This window comes from Streptomyces griseorubiginosus (genome assembly GCF_001514195.1).
GTDB classification, from domain to species: Bacteria; Actinomycetota; Actinomycetes; order Streptomycetales; family Streptomycetaceae; genus Streptomyces; species Streptomyces griseorubiginosus.
The window spans coordinates 1,206,198-1,224,444 of the sequence record NZ_KQ948736.1 but is presented as its reverse complement, the minus strand read 5'-3'; the positions used below and the strand labels follow the sequence as shown (position 1 = coordinate 1,224,444).

Annotated in this window: 16 protein-coding genes; 11 read left to right on the top strand and 5 right to left on the bottom strand. The window is 71.7% G+C overall.

Annotated elements, in window-relative coordinates:
* The first annotated feature begins 206 nt into the window (after positions 1-206).
* From AQJ54_RS17995 to AQJ54_RS17980, 4 genes are read left to right on the top strand one after another with little or no spacing between them, the layout of a single operon-like run.
* Positions 207-3,044 (top strand): bifunctional acetate--CoA ligase family protein/GNAT family N-acetyltransferase, encoded by a 2,838-nt coding sequence (locus AQJ54_RS17995; protein ID WP_062238465.1) that lies wholly within the window; start codon positions 207-209, stop codon positions 3,042-3,044.
* A gap of 42 nt (positions 3,045-3,086) precedes the next feature.
* Positions 3,087-3,683, top strand: coding sequence for a DUF5998 family protein (locus AQJ54_RS17990; RefSeq protein WP_079069891.1), 597 nt, complete (start codon positions 3,087-3,089; stop codon positions 3,681-3,683).
* Positions 3,683-4,879: an alkaline phosphatase family protein gene (locus AQJ54_RS17985; protein WP_062238463.1), complete on the top strand. Its 1,197-nt coding sequence runs from the start codon at positions 3,683-3,685 to the stop codon at positions 4,877-4,879. Before AQJ54_RS17990 ends, AQJ54_RS17985 begins: the two co-directional genes overlap by 1 nt.
* A gap of 50 nt (positions 4,880-4,929) precedes the next feature.
* Positions 4,930-5,589, top strand: a complete 660-nt coding sequence (locus AQJ54_RS17980; protein ID WP_062022501.1) for a thymidine kinase — start codon at positions 4,930-4,932, stop codon at positions 5,587-5,589.
* A 140-nt stretch (positions 5,590-5,729) separates the two neighbouring features.
* Here the strand turns inward: AQJ54_RS17980 and AQJ54_RS17975 are convergent, their stop codons facing one another.
* Complete coding sequence (locus tag AQJ54_RS17975; RefSeq protein ID WP_062238461.1) at positions 5,730-6,521, bottom strand: VOC family protein; 792 nt, start codon at positions 6,519-6,521, stop codon at positions 5,730-5,732.
* 297 nt (positions 6,522-6,818) lie between these two features.
* Between AQJ54_RS17975 and AQJ54_RS17970 the strand changes: the two genes are divergently transcribed.
* Positions 6,819-7,676, top strand: a complete 858-nt coding sequence (locus AQJ54_RS17970) for a sulfurtransferase (protein WP_062022496.1) — start codon at positions 6,819-6,821, stop codon at positions 7,674-7,676.
* A 150-nt stretch (positions 7,677-7,826) separates the two neighbouring features.
* On the opposite strand, the gene sepH is transcribed toward AQJ54_RS17970, so the two are convergent.
* The 3 genes from sepH to AQJ54_RS17955 all read right to left on the bottom strand — a co-directional run bounded on the left by sepH (position 7,827) and on the right by AQJ54_RS17955 (position 11,836).
* Positions 7,827-8,852: a septation protein SepH gene (gene sepH / locus AQJ54_RS17965; RefSeq protein WP_020139196.1), complete on the bottom strand. Its 1,026-nt coding sequence runs from the start codon at positions 8,850-8,852 to the stop codon at positions 7,827-7,829.
* A 466-nt stretch (positions 8,853-9,318) separates the two neighbouring features.
* Entirely contained in the window at positions 9,319-10,638 is a 1,320-nt protein-coding gene (locus tag AQJ54_RS17960; RefSeq protein ID WP_062022494.1) for a D-arabinono-1,4-lactone oxidase, read from the bottom strand.
* Positions 10,598-11,836, bottom strand: coding sequence for an MFS transporter (locus AQJ54_RS17955; RefSeq protein ID WP_062238709.1), 1,239 nt, complete (start codon positions 11,834-11,836; stop codon positions 10,598-10,600). Before AQJ54_RS17955 ends, AQJ54_RS17960 begins: the two co-directional genes overlap by 41 nt.
* 188 nt (positions 11,837-12,024) lie before the next feature.
* Between AQJ54_RS17955 and AQJ54_RS17950 the strand changes: the two genes are divergently transcribed.
* Both AQJ54_RS17950 and AQJ54_RS17945 read left to right on the top strand, forming a co-directional pair.
* Positions 12,025-13,152, top strand: coding sequence for a ferrochelatase (locus AQJ54_RS17950; protein WP_062238458.1), 1,128 nt, complete (start codon positions 12,025-12,027; stop codon positions 13,150-13,152).
* Positions 13,153-13,160: 8 nt separating this feature from the next.
* Positions 13,161-13,976, top strand: coding sequence for an inositol monophosphatase family protein (locus tag AQJ54_RS17945; protein WP_062238456.1), 816 nt, complete (start codon positions 13,161-13,163; stop codon positions 13,974-13,976).
* A 143-nt stretch (positions 13,977-14,119) separates the two neighbouring features.
* Here the strand turns inward: AQJ54_RS17945 and AQJ54_RS46110 are convergent, their stop codons facing one another.
* Positions 14,120-14,284 carry a hypothetical protein gene (locus AQJ54_RS46110; RefSeq protein ID WP_020139201.1) on the bottom strand — a complete coding sequence of 55 codons (165 nt, stop codon included), beginning with the start codon at positions 14,282-14,284 and terminating at the stop codon, positions 14,120-14,122.
* A 415-nt stretch (positions 14,285-14,699) separates the two neighbouring features.
* On the opposite strand from AQJ54_RS46110, the gene AQJ54_RS17940 reads away from it, so the two are divergent.
* The 4 genes from AQJ54_RS17940 to AQJ54_RS17925 all read left to right on the top strand — a co-directional run bounded on the left by AQJ54_RS17940 (position 14,700) and on the right by AQJ54_RS17925 (position 18,209).
* Positions 14,700-15,353, top strand: coding sequence for a response regulator transcription factor (locus AQJ54_RS17940; protein ID WP_007385219.1), 654 nt, complete (start codon positions 14,700-14,702; stop codon positions 15,351-15,353).
* Between the two features lie 5 nt (positions 15,354-15,358).
* Positions 15,359-16,597 (top strand): sensor histidine kinase, encoded by a 1,239-nt coding sequence (locus AQJ54_RS17935; protein WP_062022485.1) that lies wholly within the window; start codon positions 15,359-15,361, stop codon positions 16,595-16,597.
* Between the two features lie 405 nt (positions 16,598-17,002).
* Positions 17,003-17,299 carry a DUF4193 domain-containing protein gene (locus tag AQJ54_RS17930; RefSeq protein WP_005481602.1) on the top strand — a complete coding sequence of 99 codons (297 nt, stop codon included), beginning with the start codon at positions 17,003-17,005 and terminating at the stop codon, positions 17,297-17,299.
* Between the two features lie 13 nt (positions 17,300-17,312).
* Positions 17,313-18,209 carry a hypothetical protein gene (locus AQJ54_RS17925; RefSeq protein ID WP_079069889.1) on the top strand — a complete coding sequence of 299 codons (897 nt, stop codon included), beginning with the start codon at positions 17,313-17,315 and terminating at the stop codon, positions 18,207-18,209.
* The last annotated feature ends 38 nt before the right edge of the window (positions 18,210-18,247 follow it).

Below are 18,247 nucleotides of genomic sequence, written 5' to 3'. Positions count from 1 at the left end.
GTGATGCTGCCCTTCGGTGTTCAGGGTTGTCTAGACCAGTTTCCCACACGTGAAGCGTCTCCGGAGGGGACCCGATGTCCCTCCCGGGGTGAGCAGTCGGACCGCGGCCTCGGTCCGACGTCCGTCCTGGCGAGTCCTCGTGCGCTCGCTCGTTCTCCACAGACTGCCTCGCGCCGTTGTCGTACGCGAGCCGTACTCTGGGGCCCATGCAGAGCGCGTCGGACCGGCACGAGTACCCCGCCCACTGGGAGGCCGACGTAGTGCTGCGCGACGGCGGCACCGCGCGCATCAGGCCCATCACCGTCGACGACGCCGATCGCCTGGTCAGCTTCTACGAGCAGGTCTCGGACGAGTCGAAGTACTACCGCTTCTTCGCGCCCTACCCACGCCTGTCCGCCAAGGACGTCCACCGCTTCACGCACCACGACTTCGTGGACCGGGTGGGACTCGCCGTCACCATCGGCGGCGAGTTCATCGCCACCGTACGCTACGACCGCATCGGCGAGGACGGCATGCCCGCCTCCGCCCCCGCCGACGAGGCCGAGGTCGCCTTCCTCGTCCAGGACGCCCACCAGGGGCGCGGTGTCGCCTCCGCCCTCCTGGAACACATCGGGGCCGTCGCACGCGAGCGCGGCATCCGGCGCTTCGCCGCCGAGGTGCTGCCGGCCAACGTCAAGATGATCAAGGTGTTCACCGACGCCGGGTACACCCAGAAGCGCAGCTTCGAGGACGGCGTCGTCCGCCTGGAGTTCGACCTGGAGCCCACCGACCGCTCCCTCGCCGTGCAGTACGCGCGCGAGCAGCGCGCCGAGGCGCGGTCCGTGCAGCGGCTGCTCGCCCCCGGCTCCGTCGCCGTCGTCGGCGTCGGCCGCACTCCCGGCGGTGTGGGCCGCAGCGTCCTCGCCAACATCCGGGACTACGGCTTCGAGGGCCGCCTGTACGCCGTGAACAAGGCCTTCCCCGAGGAGCAGAAGGACCTCGACGGGATCCCCGCGCACCGCTCGGTGAGCGACATCGACGGCCCCGTCGACCTCGCGGTCGTCGCCGTACCGGCCGACCACGTCCCCGACGTGGTCGCCGAGTGCGGGGCGCACGGCGTGCAGGGACTCGTCGTGCTGTCCGCCGGGTACGCCGAGAGCGGCCCCGAAGGCCGCGAGCGCCAGCGCGAACTGGTCCGGCACGCACGCGCGTACGGCATGCGGATCATCGGCCCGAACGCCTTCGGCATCATCAACACCCACCCGGACGTCCGGCTCAACGCGTCCCTGGCCCCCGAGACCCCCCGCCCCGGCCGGATCGGCCTGTTCGCCCAGTCGGGCGCCATCGGCATCGCCCTGCTCTCCCGGCTGCACCGCCGCGGCGGCGGGGTCACCGGCGTCACCGGCGTCTCCACCTTCGTCTCCTCCGGCAACCGCGCGGACGTCTCCGGCAACGACGTCCTCCAGTACTGGTACGACGACCCGGACACCGACGTCGTCCTCATGTACCTGGAGTCCATCGGCAACCCCCGCAAGTTCACCCGCCTCGCCCGGCGTACGGCGGCGGCCAAGCCCCTGGTCGTCGTGCAGGGGGCCGGATCCGCCCCGCAGGGCCACGCCGTGCGCGCCACGCGCCTGCCGCACACCACGGTGTCCGCGCTGCTGCGGCAGGCCGGCGTGATCCGCGTGGACACCATCACCGAACTCGTCGACACCGGCCTGCTGCTGGCCCGCCAGCCGCTGCCCACCGGGCCCAAGGTAGCGATCCTCGGCAACTCCGAATCGCTCGGCCTGCTCACCTACGACGCGTGCGTGGCCGAGGGCCTGAAGCCGACGCCCCCGCTGGACCTGACCACCGCGGCCACGCCGGAGGACTTCCACGTGGCCCTCGCGCGCGCGTTGGCCGACGACTCCAGTGACGCGGTGATCGTCACGGCCATCCCGGCGGTCGGCGGGGGATCGGCGGGCGACGCCGCGCTCGCCGAGGCCCTCAGGTCCGCGGCGGAGCAGGTCCCCGGCAAGCCGGTCCTCGTGGTCCACGTCGAACTCGGCGGCCTCGCGGAGGCGCTGTCCGCAGCGACCAGCACCGCACCCCAGGCCGCCGCCGTCCCGCCGGTGATCCGCGCCGACCACCCCTTCCGCGCCCTGGACCGGCTGCGCGCCACCCCGGCCCCCGCCGAGCCGCCCGCCCCCGAGACCTCCGAGCGCCTCATCCCCGCCTACCCCGCGGCCGAGCGCGCGGTGCGGGCCCTGTCCGACGTGGTGGAGTACGCCCAGTGGCGCCGGGACGCCGCCGAACCCGGCAAGGTGCCCGAGTACGACAACGTCGACGAGAAGGGCGCCGCCGCCCTCATCGACGGCCTGCTCACGCGCGGGCAGGGCCTCAGCCTCGGCGGCGACGAGACCTGCGAGCTGCTCGGCACGTACGGCATAGAGGTCCACCGCGCGCTGCCCGCCCCCACCTCCGACGCCGCCGCGGAGGCCGCCCGCACCCTCGGCTACCCGGTCGCCCTCAAGGCCACCGCCCCGCACCTGCGCCACCGCGCCGACCTCGGCGGCGTACGCCTCGACCTCGCGGACGAGGAGCAGCTGCGACGGGCGTACACCGAGCTGACCGAGCTGTTCGGCACGCCCGACGAACTGCGGCCCGTGGTGCAGGGGATGGCCCCGCGCGGGGTGGACACCGTCATCCGGGCCGTCATCGACCCCGCCGCCGGTGCCGTGCTGTCCTTCGGGCTCGCCGGGGCCGCCTCGCAGTTGCTCGGCGACACCGCGCACCGGCTGATCCCGGTCACCGACCGGGAGGCGGCGAGCCTCGTCCGATCGATCCGGACGGCGCCGCTCCTCTTCGGCTGGCGCGGCTCCACGCCCGTCGACACACCCGCCCTGGAAGAGCTGTTGCTGCGGGTGTCCCGGCTGGTCGACGACCATCCCGAGGTCGTGGCGGTCACCCTGGAACCGGTCGTCGTCGCCCCGCGCGGTCTGAGCGTCCTCGGCGCCTCCGTACGGCTCGCGCCGCCGCCCGCCCGCGACGACCTCGGCCCGCGGACACTCCCCACGTACTGAGCTGCGGCGAGCGGTGCCTCGCAGTCAGTGCGCCCCCGTAGGATGGACGTCATGGCCAAGACCAGTACGACGACCCAGGGGCTGCGAGCGGCGATCGAGCGCAGCGGCTACTACCCGGCCCTCGTGGCCGAGGCGGTGGAGGCCGCCGTCGGCGGCGAGCCGATCCGGTCGTACCTGGTCCACCAGGAGACGACGTTCGACCAGAACGAGGTGCGGCGGCACGTGACCGTGCTCGTCCTCACCGGCAACCGCTTCATCGTCAGCCACACCGACGAGCAGGCCGCGGACAGCACCTCCCCGACGCCGTACGCCACCACCTCCACGGAGTCCGTGAAGCTCGGCCGGATCTCGTCGGTCGTGGTGAGCCGGGTCGTCGCCAACCCCGAGCAGTACCAGCCGGGCACCCTGCCCCGCGAGGTCGTGCTGACCATCGGCTGGGGTGCCGTCTCCCGTATCGACCTGGAGCCCGCCGCCTGCGGCGACCCCAACTGCGAGGCGGACCACGGCTACACCGGCAGCTCCACGGCCGACGACCTCAGCCTGCGCGTCAGTGAGGCGGGGGACGGCCCGGACACCGTGCGCCAGGCCCTCGCCTTCGCGCAGGCCATCTCCGAGGCGACCGCGGACGTCACCCGCTGATGGCACAGCCGGCCGCCTGGGACCACCCCGAACCCCTCGCCCTCGACACCGCGCCCGTCCCCGAGTACGGCACCGGCTCCCTCGCCGACCTGCTGCCGACCCTCGCCGCCGGCATGGCCGTACCGGACATGACCGCCGCGATCACCGAGCTCACCCCCGCCGACCGGAACTGCGTGTTCCTGATCGACGGCCTGGGCTGGGAGCAGCTGAAGGCACACCCGGACGAGGCGCCCTTCATGACCTCGCTGCTCGGCACCTCGCGCGGCGGCACCGGCCGCCCCCTGACCACCGGCTACCCGGCGACCACCGCGACCTCCCTCGCCTCCGTCGGCACCGGCCGGCCGCCGGGCGAACACGGCCTGCCCGGCTACACCGTGCGCAACCCGGCCACGGGCGAGCTGATGAACCAGCTGCGCTGGCAGCCGTGGACCAAGCCGGCCGCCTGGCAGCCGTACCCCACGGTCTTCCAACTCGCCCACCAGGCGGGGGTGCACGCGGCCCAGGTCACCTCGCCCACCTTCCAGAACACCCCGCTCACCAAGGTCGCGCTCAGCGGCGGGACCTTCCACGGGCGGCTGGCCGGCGAGGACCGGGTGGACCTCGCGGCCGAGCAACTGGCCGCCGGCGACCGCTCGTTGGTGTACACGTACTACGCCGAGGTGGACGGCGCGGGCCACCGCTTCGGCGTCGACTCCGACACCTGGCGCGGCCAGTTGATGTACGTCGACCGCCTGGTCCAGCGTCTCGCCGAGCAACTGCCCGCGAACAGCGCGCTGTACGTCACCGCCGACCACGGCATGCTCGACATCCCCTTCGACGAGCAGCACCGCATCGACTTCGACGAGGACTGGGAACTGCGCGCCGGGGTCGCCCTGCTGGGCGGCGAGGGCCGGGCCCGCCATGTGTACGCCGTGCCGGGCGCCGCGGGCGACGTGCTGACCTGTTGGCGCGAGGTCCTCGGCGAGCAGTTCTGGGTCGCTTCGCGGGACGAGGCCGTCGCGGCGGGCTGGTTCGGGCCGCCGGACCGTATCGACGAGCGGGTGTACGACCGGATCGGCGACGTGGTGGCCGCCGCCCGCGACGACGTCCTGCTCATCGCTTCCGAGCGGGAGCCGAAGGAGTCGGCGATGGTCGGCAACCACGGTTCCATGACCCCCGCCGAGCAACTGGTCCCCCTGCTCGAAGTACGCTCCTGAAGCCGATCCGGCCCTGTCCGCCGCAGAAACCGAAAGGTGCTCGACTCGCCATGCCCGAGCTGGTGTTCTTCTCCGGAACGATGGACTGCGGGAAGTCCACGCTGGCTCTCCAGATCGAGCACAACCGCTCGGCGCGCGGCCTGACGGGCATGATCTTCACCCGGGACGACCGGGCCGGCGAGGGCAAGCTCTCCTCCCGGCTCGGCCTGGTCACCGACGCGGTGGAGGTCGAGGACGGCCAGGACCTGTACGCCTACCTCGTCGACCACCTCTCGCGCGGCGGCCGCGCGGACTACGTGATCGCGGACGAGGCGCAGTTCCTCGCGCCGGAGCAGATCGACCAACTCGCCCGCGTGGTCGACGACCTGGACCTCGACGTGTACGCCTTCGGCATCACCACCGACTTCCGCTCCAAGCTGTTCCCCGGCTCCCAGCGCCTGGTCGAACTGGCCGACCGGGTCGAGGTCCTCCAGGTCGAGGCCCTGTGCTGGTGCGGCGCCCGGGCCACGCACAACGCCCGTACGGTGGGCGGGGAGATGGTCGTCGAGGGCGCCCAGGTGGTCGTCGGTGACGTCAACCAGTCCGACGACATCGGCTACGAGGTCCTGTGCCGCCGCCACCACCGCCGCCGCATGACCTCGGGTACGGCCCGGGCGGCCGCCCTGTCCCCGGACGTGCTGCCGGTCGAGCAGACCGGGGCGCACGTCTGACCGAGGGCATCGTCGCGGGGCGTGCCGTTGACCGAGGCCATCGAGGCGGGGCGTGCCGTTGACCGAGGGCTCGCGCGGGTTCTCGTTTCTCTCGGCGCCGGTTCCCGATGAGCCCTCAGCCGCCGGTTCTCGACGAGTCCTCAGCGAGGGTTCTCGATCAGCGAGAACCGCGCCCCCTCCGGATCCGCCACTGTGGCCACGCGTCCGTGCGGACTGTCGTGGGGCGGGCGCAGCACATGGCCGCCGAGGTCCACCAGGAGCCGGGTCGCCGCGTCGGCGGAGGCCACCTCGAAGTACGTCATCCAGTGCGGGCCCCGGTCGCGGGGGAGGTCGTGGCCGACGCCGTGGAGGCCGGCGACCGGGCGGCCGCCGGCGTGGAGGGTGACGTAGTCGAGGTCGGCGGAGACCACCGGCTCCTCCTCGAAGCCGAACACCGTCTCGTAGAACTTGGCGACGCCCTCCGTCTCGACGGTCAGCAGTTCGTGCCAGGCCGGCGTGCCCGGGACCCCCGCGACGGACGTGCCGAGGAGCGCGGCCGCCTGCCACACGCCGAAAACGGCACCGGAGGGATCCGAGCCGATCACCAGCCGCCCCGCGTCCCCGGCGTCCAGCGGTCCCACCCCGACCGTGCCGCCGCACAGCCGTACCGTCTCGGCCGTCAGGTCCACGTCCTCCGAGGCGAGGTACGGCGTCCAGGCGACCGGAAGATGCCGGTCGGGCGGCAGCTGGCCGATCCCGGCGACCTCCTGGCCGCCGAGCTGGGCCCGGACGTAGGGCCCGAGCTGCTGCGGCCCGGGCACGAACTCCCAGCCGAACAGGGAGCCGTAGAACTCCTGGGTGGCGGCCATCCCGTGCACCATCAGACTCACCCAGCAGGGGGTACCGGGCGTGTACCGAGCGGGCCTGGCGGCCGGCTCCCTTGCCTCGGTCATCGTCACTCTCTCCTCGGCCCCTCGCGGTGGCCGTGTCGTGTCCGCGGTCCGGACCTCCGTGCCGATGCTCGCACCACCCGCGGTGCCGCGCGTTCCGGGCGCGCCGCCGCACGGCACTCCCGTGCCCGGGCGTGCCCGGCGGGCGGTTGCCCGTCCCATGGCGCGCGATGGCCGACGGATGGCGATCGGCTGTACAGCATGTGCCCGTTCCCGTACGCCTGGTGATCGGGCCTGCTCGGCGGAGCAGAGTAGCCGGACATGGACGGCGCGGCCACCCCGTGCGCGAGGATGGGGGCCATGAACGCCATCATCTCCGCATCCGAACTCGCGAGCGATCTGGCGGGCCCGAAGCCGCCCGTCCTGCTCGACGTCCGCTGGCAGTTGAGCGTGGCCAAGGCGGCCGGGGAGCCGCCGTTCGACGGCCGTGCCGCGTACGCGGCCGGCCACATCCCGGGCGCCGTCTACGTCGACCTGGACCGGGAGCTGGCAGGACCGGCCGGTGGCGGTGGGCGGCACCCGCTGCCGGACCTCGCCGTGTTCGGGGCCGCGATGCGCCGCGCGGGTGTCTTCGCGGACCGGCCGGTGGTCGTGTACGACGGCGGACAGGGCTGGGCGGCCGCCCGCGCATGGTGGCTGCTGCGTTGGACGGGTCACCCGGACGTGCGAGTGCTCGACGGCGGGTTGACGTCCTGGGAGGGCCCGCTCCAGTCCTCCGTGCCGGGCCCCGCGCTCGCCGAGGGCGACTTCGAGCCGGTGCCGGCCGCGACAGGCCTCCTGGACGCCGACGAGGCCGCGACTCTCGCCCGCAGGGGAGTGCTGCTGGACGCGCGCGCGGGGGAGCGGTACCGCGGGGACGTGGAACCGATCGACCGGGTCGGCGGCCACATCCCGGGCGCCCGCTCGGCGCCCACCACGGACAACGTCGGTTCCGACGGCCGCTTCCTGCCCGCTGAGGAGCTGCACGCCCGCTTCAAGTCCCTCGGCGCCGGCGACGACACCGAGGTCGGCGTCTACTGCGGCTCCGGCGTCTCCGGCGCCCACGAGGTGCTGGCCCTGGCGGTCGCCGGCATCCCGGCCGCCCTGTACGTCGGTTCGTGGTCGGAGTGGTCCTCGGACCCGGAGCGCCCGGTCGCGGTGGGCCCGGACCCCCAGTAGGCCCACGGAACGTCCCGAGCACGCGGACAGCGAAAGGGCCCGCCTCCACCCGAGGCGGGCCCTCACGGCCGTAGAACCGGCTGCTCTCAACCAGCCGTAGGACCGGTTGCTCCCAGCCGCAGGACCGGCTGCTCCCAGCCTTAGCGCCGGCTACTCCTGCTTCTTGCGCCGGGTGCCGAACACGATCTCGTCCCAGCTCGGGACCGCCGCTCTACGGCCCGGACGGACGCCGTCGGCCTCGGCCTGGCGGTCGGTCGCGCCGATGAGGCGGTCACGGTGGCTGGCCACCGAACGCGGCATGAGGACGTCCGCGTAGGCGGAGCCGGCCGAGGCCGCTGGAGCCGGGGGCTCCTCCGCCTCGGGCTCCGGGTCGGGCTCGTCGACGGTCGCCGTTTCGGACGGCCGCTCCGGTACGACCATGTCGCCCCGGAAGCTCGGCACCGCCTCCAACAGGCTGGTCAGCGAGTCCCGTTCGGCGACCGTCTCCTCGACGGGCTCGGCCGGGGGCAGGCTCGGCCGGTCCAGGGCGCGGTCCAGCGGACGGTCGCGCGGCAGCCGGGCGATCCGCGGCACGAACGGGAAGCTGGGCTCCGGCGCCGCGAGGTCGTCGGACTCCCCGATCAGCGAGCGGGCCTCGTCGTCGACGGCCTGGACGAGCCGCCGGGGCGGGTCGTAGGTCCAGCTCGCCGAGTGCGGTTCGCCCGCGACGCAGTAGACCAGCAGCACTTCCCAGGTGCCGTCGTCGCGGCGCCAGGAGTCCCACTGGACGGTGTCCTTCTCGGCGCCGCGCAGCAACAGCCGCTCCTGCACGGCCTCGCCGAGCTGCGGTCCGGCGTTCTCGCCGGGCCGGCGGACCGGGGTCTTGCGGGCCCGTTCGGCCATGAAGGCGCGCTCGGCGAGCACGGGGCCCTCGAAGCGCCGCACACGGTCTACGGGGATGCCTGCGAGCTGGGCTACCTCTTCCGCGGTGGCTCCGGCACGTATACGCGCCTGGATGTCGCGGGGACGGAGATGGCTTTCGACCTCGATCTCGATCTGACCGAGGCGTGGACGGTCGCCGCGCACCGCTGCGCGCAGCCGCTCGTCGATCGGAAGCGTGTACTCCGTTGAGTCGGCAGCCTTCAGCACCAGCCGTGTGCCGTCATTGGAGACGGCCACGACACGCAGTTCGGGCATGGGGACCTCCCGGGTGGTGCCTGCCGACGTCACGTGCGTCGCTGCTTCCGCTAGTCGAGTGTGGCCTGCCCGGGTGCAGCCTGCCACAACCTTGCCGAGTTGCCCGGCGTGTCGGGCACGGGCCCTGGATCGCCGTTATGGCACGGTTACCTATTCGCAACGCTAAGTGACCAACTCCGTCACCCTGTGCAACTAGCCCCCTCCCGGCCGCCCTTGATGGCTTCGGACGCCCTGGCGGGAGATCGAACCCAGGGCTCGCAACAGTACTCCATTTGGGCCACGTGCGTGGATTGGCACGCCACTCAACTTCGTTCAAGAGGTGATGTCCGGCCCGTCGTTGAGCGGATCGGCGATCTTGAACGTGGCGCACTTCACGCGCTATGCGGCGCACTTCACGCAATGTCCAGAAACGGAACGGCCGGTGCGGCCCCTAAGGCCACACACCGGCTACGGCCCCGACGCCCGGCTACGTCCCCAACACCCGGCGCAGGTAGTCGTTCTGGAAGCGGCGGTCCGGGTCGAGGCGGTCCCGGAGCGCGGTGAACTCGCCGAAGCGCGGATAGACGCCGTCGAAGTACTCGGCGTCGCGCGTGTGCACCTTGCCCCAGTGCGGGCGCCCCTCGTGCGCCGTGAAGATCCGCTCCGCGGCCGTGAAGTACGCCTGGTACGGCGTGCCCTTGACCATGTGGACGGCGATGTACGCGCTGTCCCGGCCGGACGCGGTGGACAGCGTGATGTCGTCGGCCGGCGCGGTGCGCACCTCCACGGGGAAGCTGACCCGCAGCGCCGAGCGCTCGACCATCGCCTTCAGTTCCCGCAGCGTCTCGATCACGGCCTCGCGCGGGACGGCGTACTCCATCTCCACGAACCGCACCCGGCGCGGCGAGGTGAAGACCTTGTACGGGATGTCGGTGTAGGTCCGCGCGGACAGCGCCTTGCTGGAGATCCGGGCGATCGAGGGGATGGTGCCCGGCGCCGCGCGGCCCACCCACTGCGCCACCTGGAAGACCCCGTTGGACAGGAACTCGTCCTCGATCCAGCCCTTCAGCTGCGGCACCGGCTGCTCGGGGCCCGCGCTGCGGTTGTTGCGCTTGGTGGTGGTGGAACCGGTGTGCGGGAACCAGTAGAACTCGAAGTGCTCGTTCTCGGCCCAGAGTTCGTCGAAGGCGCCGGCGACCTGGTCGAAGCTCATCGGCTCCTCGCGGGCGGTGAGCAGGAAGATCGGCTCCACGGCGAAGGTGATCGCGGTGACGATGCCGAGGGCGCCCAGGCCGATCCTCGCGGCCGCGAAGACCTCGGGGTTCTCCTTCTCCGAGCAGCTGAGCACCGACCCGTCGGCCGTGACCAGCTCAAGTCCCTTGATCTGGGCGGCTATCGAGCCCGACTCGCGACCCGTGCCGTGGGTCCCGGTGCTGGTGGCCCCGGAGACCGTCTGCTCCATGATGTCGCCCATGTTGGTGAGCGACAGCCCCTCGCGCGCGAGAGCCACGTTGAGCCTCTTGAGCGGAGTGCCCGCCTCCACCGTGACGGTCATGGCGTCCCGGTCGATGCTGCGGATGCCGGTCAACAGTTGAGGGCGGATCAACACACCGTCGGTCGCCGCGATCGACGTGAAGGAGTGCCCGGTGCCGACCGCCTTCACCTTCAGACCGTCCTCCGCGGCCTTCCGCACGGCAGCCGCCAGCTCGTCGACCGAGGCGGGTGTGACCTCCCGCGCGGGACGCGCGACGACATTGCCGCCCCAGTTACGCCACGTGCCGTTCTTCGCGCTCGCTGCCGTGCTCAACGGTGCCTCCCCGACGTGGAGCCGGCCTGCTGAGCCGGCGGTACCCCAGGAAACCGACCGCGACCGCGACGGCCCCGGCTACCGCCGGAACCCCGTACCCGCTCCGCGCACCGGCCACGTCGATCACCCAGCCGGCCACCGAGGAGCCGAGCGCGACCCCCACCGCGAGCCCGGTGCTGATCCAGGTCATGCCCTCGGTCAGGTGCGCGCGTGGTACGTGCTGCTCGATCAGGGACATCGTCGTAATCATCGTGGGAGCGATGGACAGGCCCGCTACGAACAGCGCCACGGCCAGAAACGGCAAGTTTCCGACCAGTAGGAGGGGGATCATACTCACGGCCATGGCGCATATGCCCAGCAGCCAGCGACGTTCCGGTGCTCCCGGCAGGCGCAGCAGCCCGAAGACGAGCCCCGCCACGCACGAACCCGCCGCGTAGAGCGCCAGCACCACGCTCGCGGCGCCCTTGTGGCCCTGCTCGTCGGCGAAGGCCACGGTGACCACGTCCACCGCCCCGAAGATCGTGCCGGTCGCCACGAAGGTGGCCACCAGGACCTGAAGGCCGGGGGAGCGCAGCGCCGAACCGCCCCCCTGCCCCGTGCGCGGATGCGGCGCCGGTTCGGTGGCCCGCTGCGCGGTCAGCCAGAAGACGCCGATCGCCAGGAAGCAGGCCGCGAGCAGCGGTCCGGCCTCGGGGAACCAGGCCGTCGACAGACCGATGGAGATGATCGGCCCGAAGATGAAGCACACCTCGTCGACCACCGACTCGAAGGAGTAGGCGGTGTGCAGCTGCGGGGTGTCGCGGTACAGGGCCGCCCAGCGCGCGCGGATCATCGCGCCGAGGCTCGGCACCGCCCCGATACCGACGGCGCAGACGAACAGTGTCCAGTCGGGCCAGCCGAAGTGGGCGGCGAGCAGCAGTCCGGCGGCCGCCGTGAGCGCGACGAGCGTCGCGGGGCGCAGCACCTTCCGCTGGCCGTGCTGGTCCACCAGGCGCGAGATCTGCGGTCCGATCACGGCGGCGGCCAGCGCGATGGTGGCCGACAGGCTGCCCGCCAGGCCGTACCGGCCGGTGAGCTGGGAGACCATCGTGACCACGCCGATGCCCATCATCGACAGCGGCATCCGGCCGACGAGGCCCGCGGCGGAGAAACCCTTGGAGCCGGGGGCGGCGAACAGGGCGCGATAGGGGCTGGGCACGGCGGTCTCCGGTCGGGAGAGGGGCAGCTGGAGGGCGGCCACGGAGTAAGGCGTCAAAGCAGCTCATACAGCTTACGAGTGAGGTGACCCTAACGCACCCGTTGAACGCACCCGTCCGAACGGCCCGGGAACCCGGCCGGTCACCCCGCCGTTTCCCGGCTGTCAGTACCGGATGACAGGATCGACCCATGCGAGACGCGCTCGACGCCACCCCCTACGACGCCCTGCTCCTGCTCTCGTTCGGAGGCCCCGAGGGCCCGGACGACGTGGTCCCGTTCCTCGAGAACGTGACGCGTGGGCGCGGCATCCCCAAGGAACGCCTGAAGGAAGTCGGACAGCACTACTTCCTGTTCGGCGGGGTCAGCCCCATCAACGACCAGAACCGCGCCCTGCTGGACGCCCTCCGCAAGGACTTCGCCGACCACGGCCTGGGCCTGCCGATCTACTGGGGCAACCGCAACTGGGCCCCCTACCTCACCGACACCCTGCGCGAGATGGTCGCCGACGGCCACCGCCGCATCCTGGTCCTCGCCACCAGCGCGTACGCCTCGTACTCGGGCTGCCGCCAGTACCGCGAGAACCTCGCCGACGCGCTGGCCGCCCTGGAGGCCGAGGGCCTGGAGCTGCCGAGGATCGACAAGCTGCGGCACTACTTCAACCACCCCGGCTTCGTGGAGCCCATGGTCGACGGGGTGATCCAGTCCCTCGCCGAGCTCCCCGAGGAGGTCCGCGACGGCGCCCACCTCGCCTTCTCGACCCACTCGATCCCGACCGCCTCCGCGGACACCTCGGGTCCGGCCGAGGCCCACGGCGAGGGCGGCGCGTACGTCGCGCAGCACCTGGAGGTCGCCCGGCTGATCGCCGACGCCGTCCGCGAGCGCACCGGCGTCGACCACCCCTGGCAGCTCGTCTACCAGTCGCGCTCCGGCGCTCCGCACATCCCGTGGCTGGAGCCCGACATCTGCGACCACCTGGAGGAGCGGCACGACTCCGGCGCCCCGGCCGTGGTGATCGCGCCCATCGGCTTCGTCTCCGACCACATGGAGGTCCTCTACGACCTCGACACCGAGGCCAAGGCGAAGGCCGAGGAACTGGGCCTGCCGATGCGCCGCTCCGCGACCGTCGGCGCCGATCCGCGGTTCGCCGCCGCGATCCGCGACCTGGTCCTGGAGCGTGCCACGGTGGAGCGCGGCCAGGAGGTCACCCCCTGCGCCCTCGGCGCCCTCGGGGCGAGCCACAACGTCTGCCCGGTCGGCTGCTGCCCCGCCCGTGCCCCCAGGCCCGCCGCCGCGGGCGTCGACAGCCCCTACGCGTGAGGAGCGCCGTGACCGACCCCCTGCACGCGGAACTGCTCGAACTGGCCCAGGAGGCGGCCCGCAGCGCCGGCACCCTGCTGCGGGACGGCCGCCCGGCCGACCTCGCGGTCGCCAGGACCAAGTCCAGCCCCATCGACGTGGTGACCGAGATGGACATCGCGGCCGAGAAGCTGATCACCGACCTGATCTCCGAGCGCCGTCCGGACGACGGCTTCCTCGGCGAGGAGGGCGCCTCCACCGAGGGCACCAGCGGGATCCGCTGGGTGATCGACCCGCTCGACGGCACGGTCAACTACCTCTACGGACTGCCGACCTGGTCGGTGTCCATCGCGGCCGAGGAGGACGGCGAGACCGTCGTCGGGGTCGTCGCGGTGCCGATGCGCGGGGAGACCTACCACGCGGTCCGCGGCGGGGGCGCCTGGGCCACCGGCGCCTGGGCGGGCGAGCGCAGGCTGACCTGCCGGCCGACGGCGCCGCTGGAGCAGGCCCTGGTGTCGACGGGCTTCAACTACGTCAGCGAGGTCCGCACCCACCAGGCCGAGGTGGCGGGGAAGCTGATCCCGCTGCTGCGCGACATCCGGCGCGGGGGGTCGGCCGCGGTCGACCTGTGCGACCTGGCCGCCGGACGCCTCGACGGCTACTACGAGCGCGGCCTGAACGCCTGGGACTACGGAGCGGGCGACCTCGTCGCCCGGGAGGCGGGCGCCCTGACCGGCGGACGCCCCGGAGAGCGCCCCAACCGGGACCTCACGGTCGCGGGCACCCCGGGCGTCTTCGAGCCCCTCCAGCGGCTCCTGGAGGACTTCGGCGCCTGGCACGACTGAGGTGCGCAGGTACGGGCACACGTGCACCGGGCGAACGTGAGGTGAACGCGGCTCCCCGTGGACGCAGCGGACCCCCGGCGCTGGATTCGCCGGGGGTCCGCTGTCGTGCCGCGAAGCTGTTGTGCCGCGAAGCCGATCAGACGCTAGGCGCCGACCTCCACACCGTGTTCGGCGGCGAGGCGGCGCAGGTCGTCGAGCTCGCCCTGCTCCACCTCGACGAGGAAGTCGTCGCCGTCGTTGCGAGCCCGCGTCAGGTCGGTCTCGGTCGCCCTTATGCGCTGCAGAAGTCCTGCGGTGAATGCGTCCATGCTGCGCCCCCTCGTCCTGGGTCGTGAGTCGGTGGCACGGGGGTGTGCCGTTCGGAAGGGGCGATCACGTCTCCTGCGGGTGCCCAGCGCTGCCCTGCCGGGCGGCGACGGTGCCGGACACCCACGCCCGCTCTGGACAAACGGGAGCACGTCGTGCCGCATGGTGGTACGGCACATGCAGAGCGTGATCGCGGGGTGTAAAGCCGTCCTCCCCCCGCTCCTTCCGACGGAAACCTCAACCACGCGAGAAAATCCCGCATTCCCGCTCTCACACCCGTCTTTCAGCTGCCCCTCATCCGCCTTACCGCCGACTTATGGCCGAAAAGGGCAGGATGGAGACCAACACTCACCCGAACTCCTGCCCGTGCTGCGCCCTGAGCGCGCTACGCGGGTGGACACAGGAAGGACAAGCGACGTGCGCGTACTCGTCGTCGAGGACGAGCAGCTGCTCGCCGATGCGGTGGCCACCGGACTGCGCCGGGAGGCCATGGCCGTCGACGTCGTGTACGACGGTGCGGCCGCCCTGGAGCGCATCGGCGTCAACGACTACGACGTGGTCGTCCTCGACCGCGACCTCCCGCTCGTCCACGGCGACGACGTCTGCCGCAAGATCGTCGAACTCGGCATGCCCACGCGGGTGCTGATGCTCACGGCGTCCGGCGACGTCAGCGACCGCGTCGAGGGCCTGGAGATCGGCGCCGACGACTACCTGCCCAAGCCCTTCGCCTTCAGCGAGCTGACCGCACGCGTGCGTGCCCTCGGCCGGCGCACCAGCGTGCCGCTCCCGCCCGTCCTGGAGCGCGCCGGGATCAAGCTCGACCCCAACCGCCGCGAGGTCTTCCGCGACGGCAAGGAGGTCCAGCTCGCGCCGAAGGAGTTCGCCGTCCTGGAGGTCCTGATGCGCTCCGAGGGCGCCGTCGTCTCCGCGGAGCAGCTCCTGGAGAAGGCCTGGGACGAGAACACCGACCCCTTCACCAATGTCGTGCGGGTGACCGTCATGACCCTGCGCCGCAAGCTGGGCGAACCCCCGGTGATCGTCACCGTCCCCGGCTCGGGCTACCGGATCTGATACCCGTGGCTTCGACTCCCGCTCCTCCCCAGGCCCCTCCGAAGCCCACCTGGGACCCCAGGCGGCCGGCGCCGCAGCTGCCCTGGCTGCGCCCGACCATCCGCATAAGGCTCACGCTGCTGTACGGCGGCATGTTCCTGATCGCGGGCATCCTGCTGCTGTCGATCATCTACCTGGTGGCCGCGCAGGCGCTGAACGTCGGCAGCAAACTGCCCTTCGAGATCACCACGGGCAGCGTCACGAGCGACATCTGCCGCAACCTGCCCTCGAGCGGCACCTCCGAGGTCATGAACAGGGCCATCAACGCCTGTGTCAACGACCAGCGCCAGCACGCCCTGGACGACCTCCTCAGCCGTTCCCTGCTGGCCCTGCTCGGCCTCGCGATCATCGCCTTCGCCTTCGGCTACGCCATGGCGGGACGCGTCCTGTCGCCGCTCGGCCGGATCCTGCGGACCGCCCGCGCGGTGGCGGGCTCGGACCTGTCCCGCCGCATCGAGCTGGACGGCCCGGACGACGAGATCAAGGAACTGGCCGACACCTTCGACGACATGCTGGAGCGCCTGGAGCGCGCCTTCACGGCCCAGCAGCGCTTCGTCGGCAACGCCTCGCACGAGTTGCGGACACCGCTCGCGATCAACCGCACGCTCCTGGAGGTGCACCTGTCCGACCCGGGCGCGCCGCCGGAGCTCCAGCAGCTCGGCAAGACGCTGCTGGCCACCAACGAGCGCAGTGAGCAGCTCGTGGAGGGACTGCTGCTGCTCGCCCGCAGCGACAACCAGATCGTCGAGCGCAAGCCCGTGGACCTCGCCGAGGTCGCCGAGCAGGCGGTCGACCAGGTGCGCGCCGAGGCCGAGGCCAAGGGCGTGGCGATCCGCAGCGAGCAGCGGTCGGCGGTCGTCCAGGGCAACGGCGTCCTGCTGGAGCGCATCGCCCTGAACCTCGTGCAGAACGCCGTGCGCTACAACGTGCCCGAGGACGGCTGGGTCGAGGTCACCACCGAGGTGCAGCACGGTCAGGCGGTGCTCACGGTCTCCAACACGGGCCCGGTCGTGCCCGCCTACGAGGTCGACGATCTCTTCGAGCCCTTCAAGCGGCTGCGCGGCGCGGACCGCACCGGCAGCGACAAGGGCGTCGGGCTCGGACTGTCCATCGTGCGGTCCGTGGCGCGGGCGCACGGCGGCCACATCTCGGCTCAGCCGCGCGAAGGGGGTGGACTCGTGATGCGAGTGACCCTGCCGGTCTGAGATCATGGCCCCCGCACTGAGATCGACACACAGGGATGTTCGCTTTGCGCGGAATTTTCTGGGCACCCGACGGGCAGTTCCGTGTGTGATCGATCACAAGGGAGAATTTCCGGCCATCTACTCTCAGTGATCATGCGTCATGTCGGAAAGCCGGGAAAATCCGGGTTTTCACAGGTCCTGATCACGGAAAGTACACGGTGAGACGCCTTTGAAGTGCGGGATTCGGACCGTGTACGGTCCCGATCGCCATCCAACCCGATCACTCAAGAGGAGTCCGGTTGGGTGTCGATTGAGTAACAGACCTTGATGTGAGGCAAAATCTCCGCCTCAGGTCGGGCACAAGTCCGGCCTCTCACGCGTTACGTGCGCTGGAGACACCGCAGACACCCAGAGGGGGAGAGCGACATGGCAACGGATTACGACACCCCACGCAAGACCGACGACGACGTCGACTCGGACAGCCTTGAAGAGCTCAAGGCACGGCGGAACGACAAGTCGACGTCCGCTGTCGACGTCGACGAGTTCGAGGCCGCGGAAGGCCTGGAGCTGCCCGGAGCAGACCTCTCCAACGAGGAGCTGGCCGTCCGGGTGCTGCCCAAGCAGCAGGACGAGTTCACCTGCATGAGCTGCTTCCTGGTGCATCACCGCAGCCAGCTGGCCCGCGAGAAGAACGGCCAGCCGATCTGCCGCGACTGCGACTGAGGGAGGGTCGGGCATGACTGGCTCGACCTCTCCTCGGAAGCGCCGCCTTCCCCTGGGGAAGGCGGACAAAGGGCCGTCGGACGGTCCTCATCGCACGCGTGACGACGAGCGGGGCTCTTTCGATCCGGGAGCCTCGCTCGAACCGGTGGTTGCCCGGGCCGACCTCCCGGCACCCACCGATCGGACCGGGACGCCCGCGCCCGTCGCCAAACGGCGGGTGGCGGCGATCCGGGACAAGACCCGGGAAGGGGTCCGCAAGGGCGGCAGCCGGGCCAGGGCGGGCCTGGCGTACCTCACCGACCGGATCATCGAGATAGCCCCGCGTATCCCCGTACGGGACCTCGCGACCCTCCGCCGTCAGTTCCCCGGCCTCGGCCCCGAGCAACTCGCCGACAAGCTCGTCACGGGCGCGGCGAGCGCCACCGCGACGGTCGGCGCGGGCGTCGGTGCGGCGGCGATGCTTCCCGTGCCGCCGGCGATGCCGACCGAACTGGCCGCCGAGATCACCGGAGTCGCCGCGATCGAGCTGAAGCTCATCGCGGAACTGCACGAGGTCTACGGGGTACGACCCCCGGGCAACCTCAGGGAGCGCAGCACCGCGTATCTGAACTCCTGGTCGGGAGAGCGCGGGATCGACGTGAAGAAGCCGTCGACCGTGAGCGGCTCCCTCAACACCCAGATGAAGCATCAGCTGCGGCAGCAGATCATGAAGCGGATGATCCGCGACCTGCCGAACCTCATGCCGTTCCTGGTCGGCGCGGCCGTGGGAGCGGTCATGAACCGCCGGGACACCAGGAAGCTCGCCGAACGCATCCGCAAGGACCTGCGCAAGGTCCAGGTCCCCTGGGATCAGCTCCCCGCGCTGCCGGCCCTGGAGGCCCCGGCGAACCCGCTGGAGCTGGAGGAGTAACGAGTTGGTGCGTGATAGCGGGTGAGGCGTGTTTGTCC